This is a genomic window from Okeanomitos corallinicola TIOX110 (assembly GCF_038050375.1).
GTDB classification, from domain to species: domain Bacteria; phylum Cyanobacteriota; class Cyanobacteriia; order Cyanobacteriales; family Nostocaceae; genus Okeanomitos; species Okeanomitos corallinicola.
The window spans coordinates 387,077-402,016 of sequence record NZ_CP150886.1; the positions used below are offsets into that span (position 1 = coordinate 387,077).

General features: G+C 41.2%; 10 protein-coding genes. 9 read left to right on the forward strand and 1 reads right to left on the reverse strand.

What is annotated here, in order from left to right:
- Positions 1 to 430 precede the first annotated feature (430 nt).
- Positions 431 to 1,342 carry a polysaccharide deacetylase family protein gene (locus tag WJM97_RS01690; RefSeq protein WP_353931339.1) on the forward strand — a complete coding sequence of 304 codons (912 nt, stop codon included), beginning with the start codon at positions 431 to 433 and terminating at the stop codon, positions 1,340 to 1,342.
- Between the two features lie 73 nt (positions 1,343 to 1,415).
- Here WJM97_RS01690 and WJM97_RS01695 read toward each other — a convergent pair whose 3' ends face one another.
- The gene (locus WJM97_RS01695; protein WP_353931340.1) at positions 1,416 to 6,092 is read right to left on the reverse strand and encodes a glutamate synthase-related protein; all 4,677 of its coding nucleotides are present in this window, start codon (positions 6,090 to 6,092) and stop codon (positions 1,416 to 1,418) included.
- Positions 6,093 to 6,489: 397 nt separating this feature from the next.
- On the opposite strand from WJM97_RS01695, the gene WJM97_RS01700 reads away from it, so the two are divergent.
- The 8 genes from WJM97_RS01700 (at position 6,490) to tuf (ending at position 14,889) form a co-directional block, all read left to right on the forward strand.
- Positions 6,490 to 6,726 carry a hypothetical protein gene (locus WJM97_RS01700; RefSeq protein ID WP_353931341.1) on the forward strand — a complete coding sequence of 79 codons (237 nt, stop codon included), beginning with the start codon at positions 6,490 to 6,492 and terminating at the stop codon, positions 6,724 to 6,726.
- Between the two features lie 273 nt (positions 6,727 to 6,999).
- Positions 7,000 to 8,913: a phosphodiester glycosidase family protein gene (locus WJM97_RS01705; RefSeq protein WP_353931342.1), complete on the forward strand. Its 1,914-nt coding sequence runs from the start codon at positions 7,000 to 7,002 to the stop codon at positions 8,911 to 8,913.
- Between the two features lie 303 nt (positions 8,914 to 9,216).
- Positions 9,217 to 9,633, forward strand: a complete 417-nt coding sequence (locus WJM97_RS01710) for a phosphomannose isomerase type II C-terminal cupin domain (protein WP_353931343.1) — start codon at positions 9,217 to 9,219, stop codon at positions 9,631 to 9,633.
- An 80-nt stretch (positions 9,634 to 9,713) separates the two neighbouring features.
- Entirely contained in the window at positions 9,714 to 10,034 is a 321-nt protein-coding gene (locus WJM97_RS01715) for an iron-sulfur cluster assembly accessory protein (RefSeq protein WP_353931344.1), read from the forward strand.
- Positions 10,035 to 10,202: 168 nt separating this feature from the next.
- A complete protein-coding gene (rpsL, locus tag WJM97_RS01720) occupies positions 10,203 to 10,586 on the forward strand; it encodes a 30S ribosomal protein S12 (protein WP_353931345.1) in 384 nt (127 codons plus the stop codon).
- A gap of 360 nt (positions 10,587 to 10,946) precedes the next feature.
- On the forward strand, positions 10,947 to 11,417 hold the full coding sequence (gene rpsG, locus WJM97_RS01725; RefSeq protein ID WP_353931346.1) for a 30S ribosomal protein S7: 471 nt from the start codon (positions 10,947 to 10,949) through the stop codon (positions 11,415 to 11,417).
- Between the two features lie 138 nt (positions 11,418 to 11,555).
- The gene (gene fusA / locus WJM97_RS01730; RefSeq protein ID WP_353931347.1) at positions 11,556 to 13,634 is read left to right on the forward strand and encodes an elongation factor G; all 2,079 of its coding nucleotides are present in this window, start codon (positions 11,556 to 11,558) and stop codon (positions 13,632 to 13,634) included.
- Between the two features lie 22 nt (positions 13,635 to 13,656).
- Complete coding sequence (gene tuf / locus WJM97_RS01735) at positions 13,657 to 14,889, forward strand: elongation factor Tu (RefSeq protein WP_353931348.1); 1,233 nt, start codon at positions 13,657 to 13,659, stop codon at positions 14,887 to 14,889.
- Positions 14,890 to 14,940: the final 51 nt, after the last annotated feature.

Below are 14,940 nucleotides of genomic sequence, written 5' to 3' on the forward strand. Positions count from 1 at the left end.
CAATATTGGTATCTAAAAAGCTTAATTTTTATTTAATAACGAGGTGTAATCTTAGGCAATAAAATATACATTAAAGGTATTGATGCTGAATTAAATTTTATCACGCACCTTTGTTTTTCCTATCATTGTACTTGGTAAATAAGTATAATTTTCTAACTAAAATGTGGAATTTATGTAATATTGTATCCATATTTTTATAGACATCAGTAAGCAGATGATCATCTAATTATCCAGAAAAAATTTTAGTGATCAGCTTGCTGCTAAAAACACATTCAGTCTAATTTGAAAGAGTTTAGTAGGACAATTGACATTCATCTGTTCAGGTTTTCAACTTCCTACTAACTTCTAAATGCTGAATACTAACAAAAAATGTGTTATAACCTACCGTCAGAAGCGTCATTGACGGTTCAACCCTTGAAGGAGTTATGCAGTGGAAAATAATAAGCTATTTTTGTGGCCACAGGGAATATTAATTATTTTACTGTGCCTAACTGGTACAGTAGGTATTGGTGCGATGATGCTATTTAAGCCGAAAATATCAGAAGCTCAAAGCCAACAAAATATAGACATAAATAATATTACTGTTAGTGTAGGAACTCAGAAGCGTGTAGAGCAGTTTAAGGCGGCAATGCTCAATACTTGGCAGCAGGAAGCACAAGCAAAGGGTATCGTTGTTGATGTACCATCAAGGTTTCAAGGCGCAACAATTAAAACTGCTACCCTTCCTCCAGACAAAAAAGTAATTGCACTTACCTTTGATGATGGACCATGGCCAAAAAGTACAGCCCAAGTATTAGATATTCTTAAAAAAAATGATATCAAGGGTACATTTTTTGTAGTGGGTAGAAACGTCCAAAATTACCCAGACTTAACTAGGCAAATAGTAGCGGAAGGTCATTCTATTGCTAATCATACCTGGCATCATTGGTATCATCACATGAATGCACAAACCGCAGCTTACGAAGTTGCTAATACTTCCGATATTATTCTCAAAACTACAGGGGTAAAAACGGGTTTATTTCGTCCACCAGGGGGAATAATGACCAATGGAGTTGTCAACTATGCACGTAATAATAAATATGCCGTTATTATGTGGTCTTCTGACTCTATAGATTATTCCCGTCCTGGTGTACCAAAATTAATCAATAATATTTTTAGATCAGCAAAACCGGGTGGTATTGTCTTAATGCACGACGGTGGAGGCGATCGCACCCGCACCGTTCAAGCTTTACCAGAAATTATCAGTAGGTTTCGCAAGCAAGGTTATGAGTTTGTCACTGTTCCAGAACTGCTAGAAATGCAAGACGAACATCAAGCCTCACTTGCAAAGAAGAAGGAGTAAGGGAGAGAGGGTGAGTGGGTGAGTGGGTGAAAATTCTTTATCTGTTCCCTGTCACCTGTCACCTGTTCCCTAACTAAACTGAACTCAACTGCTTACTTCCAACTTCCGCGTTAGCTTCAGCACTATCTGCTTCGGAAGGTGGGACAACTTGCCAGAACTTAGGTAAATATTCTGACCAATTTTGTAAAATTAGCTGTGCTTTGGGTGAACCAGTGCGATCGCCATGAGCTTTAATTAAGTCATGCAATTGTTTCTCACCAGCTTCTGTAACTACACGCTGAATTTTGACAATGCTGTGATTTACCAATTCTGGGAAATTACCATCTTCATCTAAGAAGTAACCTAGTCCTCCGGTCATACCTGCGCCGACGTTACGGCCAACTTTACCAAGAACCACAACCACACCGCCAGTCATATACTCGCAGCAGTGATCCCCAGCCCCTTCAATGACCGCTGTACCTTTGGAATTACGGACAGCAAACCTTTCTCCGGCTAAACCATTGGCAAATAACACACCACCAGTTGAACCGTACAAACAGGTATTACCAACAATCACATTTTCGGCTGAGTTGTAAGTCGCCTCTGCGGGGGGTTTAATAATAATCTCCCCACCGTGCATTCCCTTACCTACATAGTCGTTAGCTTCCCCATCGAGGGTTAAGGTTAAACCAGGGAGGTTAAATGCACCAAAACTTTGACCAACACTACCTTGGAAATTCAAGTTAATTTGACCTTCAAAACCGCTATCTCCATACTTAGAAGCGATCGCCCCAGCAAGTCTTGATCCTACTGTTCTATCAGTATTCACAACTTTAAAAGTCTTAGTCACAGTCGCCTGATTTTGAATTGCGGCTTGAATATCTCCATCAGCCAAAATCTGATCATCCAAAACATCACCATTGCTGTGTACATCTTCATGCACCAACCAGCTACGGTTTGATTTAGCATCTGGTAATTTGGTCAAACAGTCTAAATTCAAAGATTGGGTTTTTGTTAACTTGACATCGGAACGCACAGTTAACAGATCCGCCCTACCAGTCAACTCGTTTAAGGAACGATAACCCAATTTTGCCAATAAACTACGGACTTCTTCGGCGACAAAATAGAAGAAATTAACCACATTTTCAGGCACACCTGTAAAACGTTTACGTAGTTCTTCCTTCTGAGTGGCTACACCTTTGGGACAGGTGTTTAAATGACATACCCGCGCCATAATACAACCTTCGGCGATCATGGCAATAGAACCAAAACCGAACTCTTCCGCTCCCATTAATGCAGCAATGAGGACATCCCAGCCACTCTTTAAACCGCCATCAACTCTTAATGTGACGCGATCGCGTAAACCATTTTCCATCAATACCCGATGCACTTCTGTTAATCCCAATTCCCAGGGACTACCAGCGTGTTTAATGGAACTTAAAGGAGAAGCACCAGTACCGCCATCATGACCAGAAATTTGGATGATGTCGGCGTTAGCCTTAGCTACACCTGCGGCAATTGTACCAATGCCGATTTCTGCGACCAGTTTCACAGATACCTGGGCTTTGGGGTTAATTTGATGCAGGTCAAAAATTAACTGTGCTAAATCTTCAATGGAGTAAATGTCATGGTGGGGAGGGGGAGAAATCAAAGTCACACCGGGTTTAGAACGGCGCAACATGGCAATGTAGGGGCTAACCTTGGGGCCTGGTAGCTGTCCACCTTCTCCTGGTTTTGCACCTTGAGCCATTTTAATTTCAATTTGTCTGGCGCTGGCTAAATATCCAGGGGTAACACCAAAACGGCCGGAAGCGACCTGTTTGATGGCGCTGGAAGCGGTGTCACCATTTCTTAAACCATTCAAGTGAGGAAGAGTGGGTGAATGTCCAGTGGGATCAACATCACTTAAAACGTTGTAACGGACTGGATCTTCGCCACCTTCTCCAGAGTTAGATTTACCACCGATCCGGTTCATGGCGATCGCCAAAGTTTCATGTGCTTCCCTAGACAATGCACCTAAAGACATTCCCCCAGTACAGAAGCGTTTAGCAATTTCTGCCACTGACTCTACTTCTTCAATGGGGATAGAGGGACGTTCACTTTGGAAATCCAATAAATCCCGTAAAGCTGTTACAGGACGATTTTGTAAATGTTGTTTATAAACCTCATAATGGTCATACTGCTTACCATCAACAGCCTTGTGGAGAGACTTCACCAACTCTGGACTATTGCTATGGTATTCACCACCGGGACGGAATTGGACAAAACCTAAATTTTCTAATTTCTTAGTTGTTAATTCTGGGAAAGCCTTACCGTGGAAAGAAAGAATCTCTTGCGCCAACTCAGCACAACTTAAACCACCAATGCGGGAAGTAGTACCCCGGAAACCTAAATTTAACAACTCTCCACCGATACCAATAGCCTCAAAAATCTGCGCTGCTTGATAACTAGAAAGGAGAGAAATTCCCATTTTTGAGAGAATTTTCAACAATCCAGATTCTACAGCCTGACGATAATTAGCGATCGCCTGATCCAAACTCAGAGAATTAATTTTTCCCCGTTCCATAAACTGTTGAGTCTTAGGATCAGCCCACCAACTCCGCACAGTATCCAAAGCCATATAAGGGCAAATCGCACCCGCACCATAGCCCAACAAACAAGCAAAATGGTGGGTACTCCAACATTGGGCAGTATGCACAACCAAAGAAGTCTGCATCCGTACCCCTTCACGGATCAGGTGATGGTGAACTGCACCCACAGCCAACATCGGCGGAATGTAAGTATATTCAGAAGTTATCCCTGCTTCACCATTGGGGGCAATCTGATCACTCAAGATCAAAATTTTCGCCCCAGCTTTTACAGACTCAGCCGCTTGTTTTTGCAAAGCTTCTACCGCTACTTTCAAGCCTTCAGGCCCTGCGGAAATAGAAAACAATGTTGATAATTCAGCAGTACCAAAACCAGATAACTTAATTGCTTCTAACTCAGAATCAGTTAAAACAGGAGAATCTAATTTGAGTCTGCGAGCGTGTTCTGCCTTGGGTTCTAGTAAATTACCTCTTTCCCCCAATTCCACCGTCAAGGACATTACCAATTTTTCCCGTAACGGATCAATCGGTGGGTTTGTTACCTGAGCAAATCTTTGTTTGAAATAGTTATAAAGTAAATGAGGTTTTTCCGACAACACCGCCAGAGGAATATCATCCCCCATACAGAAAGTCGGTTCTCCGCCATTTTGCGCCATTGGCTGGATGATCATTTCCACATCTTCGCTGGTGTAGCCAAAAGCAATTTGTTGTTGCAGTAAGGTTTGTTTATCTACTAGGTTATTAGTCTCTAGTCCATTACTTACATAATGACCATTACCATTGCTAGATGACGACTTGACTAAATCTTTCAACTCTTGGCGATGTTGTTGCAACCAATCCCCATAAGGATGTAAATTCGCAATCCGCTGTTTAAGTTCCCAATTCTTTAAAATTTCATTGCTGCTTAAATCTACAGCAATCATCTGTCCTGGTCCAAGTCTGCCTTTTTCCAAAATATTAGCTTCTGGGAAATCAACTACACCCGCTTCTGAACCAACCACAATGTAGTCATCTTTGGTAATCAGATAACGAGCCGGTCTTAAACCATTTCTATCTAAGGTTGCACCAACTCTTTTCCCATCACTAAATACCAACAGCGCCGGACCATCCCAAGCCTCCTGTAAACCGCTGTAATATTCGTAAAAATCAGTAATCTCAGGATAGTTTTGCAGAGAAGGTTGATTTTTATAAGCCTCTGGCACCATCATCATTAAGGCTTCCAAGGGGCTACGGCCAGAACGTACCAGCAATTCCAGCACATTATCTAATGTGGCAGAATCACTACTGTCAATATTTACCAGTGGTTTAAATTCTTCGGCTCTGCCTTTCCAAATGGGATGATCTAAGGTCGCTTCCCGTGCCATCATCCAGTTAATGTTACCCAAAAGGGTGTTAATTTCCCCATTATGACCTAACAACCGCATGGGTTGAGCTAGAGGCCATTTGGGCATGGTGTTGGTGCTGAAGCGGCGGTGATAAACAGCAAAGGCACATTTGAAAGCTGGGTTTTTTAAATCTTGGTAAAATTCTCCTAATACTGCCGATCTCACCATGCCTTTATAAACAATGGTGCGGCTGGAAAGAGAACAAACATAAAACTCGTCAGCAATATTTTTAGCAGCTTTCACCACCCGGCGACGGGTAAGATACATTTCCCGTTCTAATTCATCGCCACTTTTATCAGGTGAACTCAGAAAAACCTGTTCTATATAAGGTTGGTTTTCTCTTGCTTGCACCCCTAAAACTTCTGGACTGACAGGAACTTCTCGCCAACCTAAAACAGTCAAGTTTTCTTCAGTCGCTACTTGTTCGAATATTGCTTTTAATTTTTTGGCTGATTCTTGCTCTTGGGGTAAGAAAATCATTCCTACGGCTATGTTGCCATTATTGGAAATATTTATTCCTTCTTGCTGAAACAATTCCCAAGGAATCGCTGTCAAAATCCCAGCCCCATCTCCTGAATCTTGATCCGCACTACAACCTCCTCTATGTTCTAGACAAGTGAGCGCATCTAGTGCTTTGGCTAATATTTCATGGTTAGCAATGTTTTGACGATGGGCAATAAAACCCACACCACAAGCATCTCTTTCTTCTACTAACCATCGTTGCCCTGGATAAATTTCCGTGTTTTCCATGGTTGATGATGTCTGATTCTGACCCTGATGTAATGATGGATGATTCATATTCTATTCCTGAAATTATTGAGTTACGGATTTTACTGCTTTGCCTAATGAAAGATAAAAACTTTCAATTTAGCCAAGAAACACATAATCACGAAAATTTAGGGAAAAAAAATTTTAACTTCAGGTTTACTTTTGGGTTAACCCGTGTTAAAATGTGCACGCTATTTTTTTTTAAGTGTCTACGGCCTACACTGCTATAAAAAGTACCTTTATCTGGACAAACTGCTTTCCCTGACATTACTTTACATTTACGTTTATTTACGATCTTGAAGCTAAGTATTTTTCCATCCCTTTTAGCCAGATAAAAGGTATTTTTCAGGATAACCTGCTTTGGTGGTGTACCTGCAATTAATTGTCAAGTCAACATTCTCTTGTCTCCAAAGCCTCAATTATCTTGATGCAGCAGCAAATACAGCGTATTAAGAAATATAACACCATATTCCCATTTGTAGGGTTGCGAAAATATCCTAATTGTCATATTTTTGCTGCTGATCCATTGCCACCATTTTCGCTACCAACTTTTACTCAAGTGGTGACAGCAGCCAATGGTAAACACCAGGCTGTACTATTGGTGATTATGGAATATCTTTATTTTGGTTCACTTACCGGGACTACTATTATAGCCTGTTTGTAAAAACGTGCTATTTAAAACAGTTGTTAGTAGTTTGGGTGGAAATATTGCTTGCCAGTTTTCACAAAGTATGAATAGCCACGTTAAATATTATCACGTTTGTTGATGATAAAAGTAATTTTTTTTGAAGATTCCCTGATAATTTAGTGAGGCTTAATTGGAGATGCTAAATTGATAGCAGGGAAAATATGATCAAATACGGATAACAAATATCTAGCTAAGGATAGTAAAAATGCGTAATTATTCCCAAAAACCCAAAAAATAAATTTTAATCTTATGACCATTATTAATCAATTGCTATTGATAAAATATTCTCTATTTCCTATTCTTGCGGCTACACTATGTTTTACCACTCATGCTACCAACGCTCAAGAATATCCTCCCAAGGCTAAATCATCACCCGGTTTGACTTCTGCACTACCAGCAAAGTTTTCTGGTAATCAAATTATTCTCAATGGTAAAACTTTACCGGGAGCATGGTTACAGCAACAGGAAGCATCTGGTAGATTCATAACTCATATTAGTGATGGGGCGTTAAGACAATTCCTTGGTGTAGATTTGCTCAATACTAGCAATCCTCAGTTACAACCTGTAGAGTGGTTTTCCCAAAGTACATCATCACCAACTTTCACCGCTAGGTTATTAGGAGGATATCGTTATTTAGATATTTCTAATTTTGCTCAAACCAAGAATTGGCAAGTCCAAGTTCAAGGTAATAGATTAGTTATTTCCACTCCCCCAGCTAAAATTAATAATATTCGACAGGGAAGACAATCATGGGGCGATCGCCTGGTGATAGATTTAGATAATCCTACACCTTGGCAAGTTACACCAGGACAAACTATTAAAGCACCCGTAGAATCTGATAACCCTGACTCCCAACCCCCCGGACAAACTTACAGAGAATGGATTGTTACTTTAGATAGTACGGCTGATTCTGGCTTAATTCAACGCTACACCCCCCAACCAGCACCACCAAATCAATTAAAACAACTACCATCAGCAACAGATCCAATACCACTGATTCAAAAAGTGGATCTGGTCAATAATCAAACTAAAATCAGTCTCAGTGTCCCCCTTGGTTCATATCCACAAATTATTACCCTCGCTAACCCAAATCGTTTAGTTGTAGATATTCGACCTGATGCTTTAGTTACTAAAGATATCACCTGGTCTCAGGGATTACGCTGGCAGCAAAAATATATAAATTTAGGAGCAGATAAGTTTTCCGTCGTTTGGTTGGAAATCAATCCTCGCACAGCACAGTTAAAAATCAGACCTATTTTTGCTAACTCAGAAAGCCAAACAGGGATAGCACCTTTAATTCAAACCGCCAAACGTTATTCAGCAGTCGCAGGTATCAATGGTGGTTATTTTAACCGTAATAATAAATTACCTTTAGGTGCTGTACGTACTGATAATCAGTGGATGTCAGGACCAATTTTAAACAGAGGGGCGATCGCCTGGAATGATAACGGAGAATTTTATTTTGGCCGCCTCACCTTAACAGAAAATTTAACTATCAACAACAACGAATCTTTACCAATTCTTTTTCTCAACAGTGGGTTTGTGCAGAATGGTATAGCCCGATATACACGATCTTGGGGTTCTACTTACACCCCCATCATAGACAACGAAATTATCCTTATCGTCCAAAATAACCAAATTACCAACCAGATCATCGGCGGTAAAGCCAACACTACTCCCATTCCCATCCCTGACAACGGCTACCTCCTCACCTTACGCGGTACGGCTACCAATAACGCCTCAAAACTGACACCTGGTACAAAAGTGAGTATTTCTAGCAATACTACCCCCAGTGAATTTAACCGTTATCCCCACATTATCGGCGCAGGTCCCCTATTAGTCCAAAATCGGCAAATTGTCCTCAATGGTGAAAGTGAAAAATTTAGTAAAGCCTTTGTTGCGGGAAAAGCAGTTCGTAGCGGTATTTGTACCACATCTACAGGTAATTTAATTATTGCTGCCACACATGATCGCGCTGGCGGGCCAGGACCAAATTTAGCCGAACACGCTAAATTAATGCAAGCTATGGGTTGTGTCAACGCCTTAAATCTGGACGGTGGCAGTTCTACCAGTTTATACTTAGGGGGACAACTACTAGATCGTTCTCCTAATACCGCAGCCCGTGTCCACAATGCCATCGGTATTTTCTTAAATACCCCTTAATAAATCCCTGATAAACTCAAAAAATATCATTTCAACTCTGCATTTTATATTCTTTGTAAACAAAAGTTTTGGACTTGAAATTTAAAGTTGAGAACAAGCTGACATTTTAATTTATGAAGAGTTAATGTAGACCTAATAATTTTGTTATTAAAGGGTTTTTTTCGTTGACTTAGTTTTGATATCGTAATCAAAGAGAATTAAAATTGCTAATTTTCCCTTTAGCAATAACACAGATAATTCTGTTAACAGTGTTAACAATTATTAAGAATAATAACTATTTTATAGATTTTTCACGAGGTAATTATGGCTCAACTAACAGAAACCGTAGCAAAAAATATTTCACCCCTTCCTAGCATCACTTCCAGAGGAATAGCTGCCAGTGAAATGCGTCCTTGGGGTTCGTTTACAGTTTTAGAAGAAGGCAGAGGTTACAAAATTAAACGGATAGAAGTAAACCCAGGTCATCGTCTTAGCTTGCAAATGCACCACCACCGCAGCGAACACTGGATAGTTGTTTCAGGTACAGCGAAGGTAGTCTGTGGAGAACAAGAAATTTTACTTAGTAATAATCAGTCAACTTATGTACCGCAATGTACAACTCACCGTTTAGAAAATCCTGGAGTTATTCCCTTAGTTTTAATTGAAGTTCAAAATGGTGAATACTTAGGCGAAGATGATATTATTCGCTACCAAGATGACTATGCTCGTAGTGATAAGTAGTAGGGAATTGGGAAAAAATAATTCTTGATTCTGACTCCTGTAATATTGAATATGGATTTTCTCGTCTTTGCCCAAATTCCATGATTCATTTGAGTCCCGCAGCAACCAGTGAGATAGAAAGATTAAAACGTAAGCAACAGCCGAATATTTTGTTTCGCTTGCACGTGAGACAAGGCGGCTGTTCTGATTGGATATACGATATTTCCTTTGATACAGTTGTCAATGCAGAAGATCAGGTTTTTGATGTCAATGATATTCAGCTACTCATAGATAAAGAAAGTATAAGATATCTTGACAATTTAACTGTAGATTATTCAGAGGATCTTATGGGTGGGGGCTTTCGTTTCCATAACCCCATCGCTACCAGTACCTGTAGCTGTGGTAATTCTTTTGCTATTTAGTTATTGGTCATTGGTTATTCGTCATTGGGAAAAATCTTTTTTCCCTCTCCCCTCTTCTCCTGACTCCTTGATATCCTCCCAAAAATAATAATTGACGTAAAAACACCAAAAACGCTATAATCAGGATTTGTTAAAATATAACATAAGCAGCTTCACGCGCTGTCACTCATGCCAACAATACAGCAATTAATACGTAGTGAACGCGAACTAGCGCGTCAGAAAACCAAATCTCCCGCTCTGAAAGAATGTCCCCAACGTCGGGGTGTTTGTACCAGAGTCTACACAACTACACCAAAAAAACCTAACTCAGCCCTCCGCAAAGTGGCAAGGGTAAGGCTTACCTCTGGATTTGAAGTCACAGCTTACATTCCAGGAATTGGCCACAACTTGCAAGAACACTCTGTAGTCATGATTCGTGGTGGTCGGGTAAAAGACCTACCTGGTGTGAGATATCACATTATCCGTGGCACACTCGATACAGCTGGAGTTAAAGACCGGAAACAAGGACGTTCCAAATATGGGACAAAGCGCCCGAAAGAAGCGAAAAAATAGGATATAGGCGGTTAATCACATAAAAAACGATTAATCGTCTTAACCTGGACCCTGATAAAAGAAAGAATCTCACGTCTCTTCTTGTTGATAAATAAATCTGTACCCTGTACTCAGGTGCGACTGTCAGGGTTGTCAATCACGATAAATTAAGCGATAGCTACACTTTGATGTAAATATTAAAGTTGATAATGTTATCGTCTTACCTGTCTAGTAGAGCATTAAGAGATCCATTGGTTGATCTTTAATTAATACTGGAAGAAAAAATCAAGGGAACGAGAGTGGTTAGTTATACCACTATCAAGACCCTATGTTCTGATACTATATAATTTCGTTGCCAAATTCCGAATTCAAGGATGAAGTATGTCTCGTCGTGGAGTTAGTCAAAGGCGGCCTGTTCCGCCTGACTCAGTTTATAATAGTCGTCTCGTTAGCATGATGATGCGGCGGATAATGCGTCATGGAAAAAAATCCCTTGCTGCCAGGATTGTATATGATGCCATGAAAACCATTGAAGAGCGGACAGGTAGCAATGCCCTAGAAGTATTTGAAAGAGCAGTCCGCAACGCAACACCCCTAGTTGAAGTAAAAGCGCGAAGAGTAGGGGGAGCGACCTATCAGGTACCTATGGAAGTACGCTCTGATCGTGGTACAACTCTAGCATTACGCTGGTTGGTAAGATTTTCCAGAGAAAGAGCAGGACGAACCATGGCTGGTAGACTAGCAAATGAATTAATGGATGCTGCTAACGAAACAGGCAGTTCCATTCGTAAGCGTGAAGAAACGCACCGGATGGCCGAAGCCAACAAAGCATTTGCACACTACCGTTACTAAGTGGAACAACGATATATCGCTCAACAGAAAGCGGTATATCGCCAGAGTTTTAGTAAAGACGGTTTTCCGTAAAAGTATAGAATCTTAACAAAGAGTAATATACAAGATATCATGAGGCAAAAATTATAGGAGGTTACTGTGGCACGCACAAACCCGCTGGAGAAAGTACGCAATATCGGCATTGCGGCGCATATAGATGCGGGAAAAACAACTACAACAGAGAGAATATTATTTTACTCTGGTATAGTTCATAAGATCGGTGAAGTTCACGAAGGAACTGCCGTTACAGACTGGATGGCACAGGAGCGGGAGAGAGGAATTACCATTACTGCTGCTGCGATTAGTACCAGTTGGAAAGATCATCAAGTTAACATTATTGACACTCCAGGTCACGTTGACTTCACCATCGAAGTTGAACGCTCCATGCGTGTTTTAGATGGTGTAATAGCTGTATTTTGTTCCGTAGGTGGTGTACAACCCCAATCCGAGACAGTATGGCGGCAAGCAGACCGTTATAAAGTACCTCGGATTGCGTTTGTTAACAAAATGGATCGCACAGGTGCGAACTTTTACAAAGTTCATGAGCAAATGCGCGATCGCTTGCGAGCAAACGCCATTGCTATTCAAATACCCATTGGTGGTGAAAGCGAATTCCAGGGCATCATTGACCTGGTAAAAATGTGTGCATACATTTACACCAATGACCTGGGAACAGATATTCAAACAACAGATATTCCTGCCGAATTGCAAGAAAAGGCAGCAGAATACCGCACCAAGCTGATAGAAGCTGTATCAGAAACTGATGATGAACTGATGAATAAGTACTTCGAGGGCGAAGAACTTACAGAACAGGAAATCCGTACAGCTTTACGTAAAGGTACAATTAAAGGAACAATTGTACCTGTGCTTTGTGGTTCAGCCTTCAAAAATAAAGGCGTGCAGTTGATGTTAGATGCAGTTGTAGACTATCTGCCAGCACCAACAGAAGTACCAGCAATTCAAGGCACACTGCTAGATGGTGAGTCCGTTGAGCGTCACGCTGATGACAACGAACCACTAGCGGCTTTGGCATTTAAGATCATGGCTGATCCTTATGGTCGCCTCACATTTATTCGTGTTTACTCTGGTGTACTTAAAAAAGGTAGTTACGTCCTTAACGCCAGTAAAGGTAAGAAAGAGCGTATTTCTCGTCTAGTGCTGATGAAAGCAGACGAGCGCCAAGACGTAGATGAACTACGGGCTGGTGACTTAGGTGCAGCAGTAGGATTGAAAGATACCTTAACCGGTGACACCTTATGTGATGAAGGATCACCTGTAATTCTGGAATCTTTATTTATTCCTGAACCTGTAATCTCGGTTGCGGTTGAACCCAAAACCAAGAATGACATGGACAAATTGTCCAAAGCACTGCAATCTTTGTCAGAAGAAGATCCCACCTTCCGTGTCAGTGTTGATCCAGAAACCAACCAAACCGTAATTGCCGGGATGGGAGAATTACACCTAGAAATTCTGGTAGATCGGATGTTACGTGAATTTAAGGTAGAAGCTAATGTGGGCGCACCCCAGGTAGCTTACCGTGAGACAATTCGTAAACCAGTCACCAAAGTAGAAGGTAAATTCATTCGTCAAAGTGGTGGTAAAGGTCAATACGGTCACGTAGTTATTGACTTAGAACCAGCAGAACCAGGTGCTGGCTTTGAATTCGTTTCCAAAATTGTAGGTGGTACTGTACCAAAAGAGTACATCAACCCCGCAGAGCAGGGAATGAAAGAATGTTGTGAATCTGGTGTAGTAGCTGGCTATCCACTAATTGATATCAAAGCCACTTTAGTAGATGGTTCTTACCATGATGTAGACTCCTCTGAAATGGCTTTCAAAATCGCTGGTTCAATGGCGATGAAAAACGCCGTATCAAAAGCTTCACCTGTCCTTCTAGAGCCGATGATGAAAGTTGAAGTAGAAGTTCCTGAAGACTTCCTTGGGGATGTCATGGGCGACCTCAACTCTCGTCGTGGACAAATTGAAGGAATGGGATCTGAAGATGGTCTAGCGAAAGTGACAGCTAAAGTACCATTGGCAGAAATGTTTGGCTATGCCACTGTTATCCGTTCTAAGACTCAAGGACGGGGCATATTCTCAATGGAATTTAGCCATTACGATGAAGTACCTCGCAACGTGGCTGAGGCAATCATCGCCAAAAGTAAAGGGAACGCATAATTAAAAAAGGAAACAATCATTCATGGCACGCTCAAAGTTTGAAAGAAATAAACCCCACTTAAATATTGGTACTGTTGGCCACGTTGACCACGGTAAAACAACTTTAACAGCAGCTATCACTATGACTTTGGCAGCTGCTGATGAAAATAATAAAGGTAAAGGATACGCTGACATTGATAATGCACCCGAAGAAAAAGCACGGGGTATTACAATTAATACTGCCCACGTTGAGTATGAAACTGGAGAACGTCACTATGCTCACGTAGACTGTCCTGGTCACGCTGACTATGTGAAGAATATGATTACTGGTGCAGCGCAAATGGATGGAGGTATCCTGGTAGTGGCTGCTACTGATGGTCCCATGCCCCAAACCCGTGAACACATTCTCTTGGCAAAACAAGTAGGTGTTCCCAGCCTAGTTGTTTTCTTGAATAAAGAAGACATGGTAGATGATGAAGAATTGATGGAGTTGGTAGAACTCGAAGTTCGGGAAATACTTTCTCAGTACGACTTTGACGGTGATAATATTCCTATTATCAAAGGATCTGGTCTAAAGGCTCTAGAAGCAATGACAGCAAACCCCAAAACTAAAAAGGGGGAAAATGAGTGGGTTGATAAAATCTATGAATTGATGGATGCTGTAGATTCTTACATACCCACTCCCGAACGTGATGTTGATAAAGACTTCTTGATGGCGGTAGAAGACGTATTCTCCATTACAGGTCGTGGTACAGTTGCGACTGGTCGGATTGAACGCGGAAAAGTTAAAGTTGGTGATAACGTTGAATTGGTAGGTATCAGAGATACCCGTGCTACCACCGTTACCGGAATTGAGATGTTCAAGAAGAGTCTTGATGAAGGTATGGCTGGTGATAACGCTGGTGTATTGCTACGCGGTATCCAAAAGGCAGATATCGAGCGCGGTATGGTAATTGCCAAGCCTAAATCTATTACTCCTCACACTCAGTTTGAAGGTGAAGTTTATATTCTGACTGAAAAAGAAGGAGGACGCAAAACTCCCTTTTTCGCTGGTTATCGTCCTCAGTTCTATGTACGTACAACCGATGTAACTGGAACTATTACCGCATACACCGCAGATGATGGCAGTGACGTAGAAATGGTTATGCCTGGTGACCGGATTAAAATGACAGTTGAACTGATTAACCCTATTGCGATTGAGCAAGGTATGCGTTTTGCTATTCGTGAAGGTGGCCGCACTATTGGTGCTGGTGTAGTAGCTAAAATCCTGAAATAATACTCACCTTTTTGCTCTGATCACAAGGGAGCAGAGATGGTACAATTCATC

Excerpts from the sequence above, each read along its gene's own strand:
- WJM97_RS01695 (WP_353931340.1), bottom strand. The coding sequence starts at position 6,092 with ATGAATCATCCATCATTACATCAGGGTCAGAATCAGACATCATCAACC.
- WJM97_RS01700 (WP_353931341.1), top strand. The coding sequence starts at position 6,490 with ATGCAGCAGCAAATACAGCGTATTAAGAAATATAACACCATATTCCCA.
- WJM97_RS01705 (WP_353931342.1), top strand. The coding sequence starts at position 7,000 with ATGACCATTATTAATCAATTGCTATTGATAAAATATTCTCTATTTCCT.
- WJM97_RS01710 (WP_353931343.1), top strand. The coding sequence starts at position 9,217 with ATGGCTCAACTAACAGAAACCGTAGCAAAAAATATTTCACCCCTTCCT.
- WJM97_RS01715 (WP_353931344.1), top strand. The coding sequence starts at position 9,714 with ATGATTCATTTGAGTCCCGCAGCAACCAGTGAGATAGAAAGATTAAAA.
- rpsL (WP_353931345.1), top strand. The coding sequence starts at position 10,203 with ATGCCAACAATACAGCAATTAATACGTAGTGAACGCGAACTAGCGCGT.
- rpsG (WP_353931346.1), top strand. The coding sequence starts at position 10,947 with ATGTCTCGTCGTGGAGTTAGTCAAAGGCGGCCTGTTCCGCCTGACTCA.
- tuf (WP_353931348.1), top strand. The coding sequence starts at position 13,657 with ATGGCACGCTCAAAGTTTGAAAGAAATAAACCCCACTTAAATATTGGT.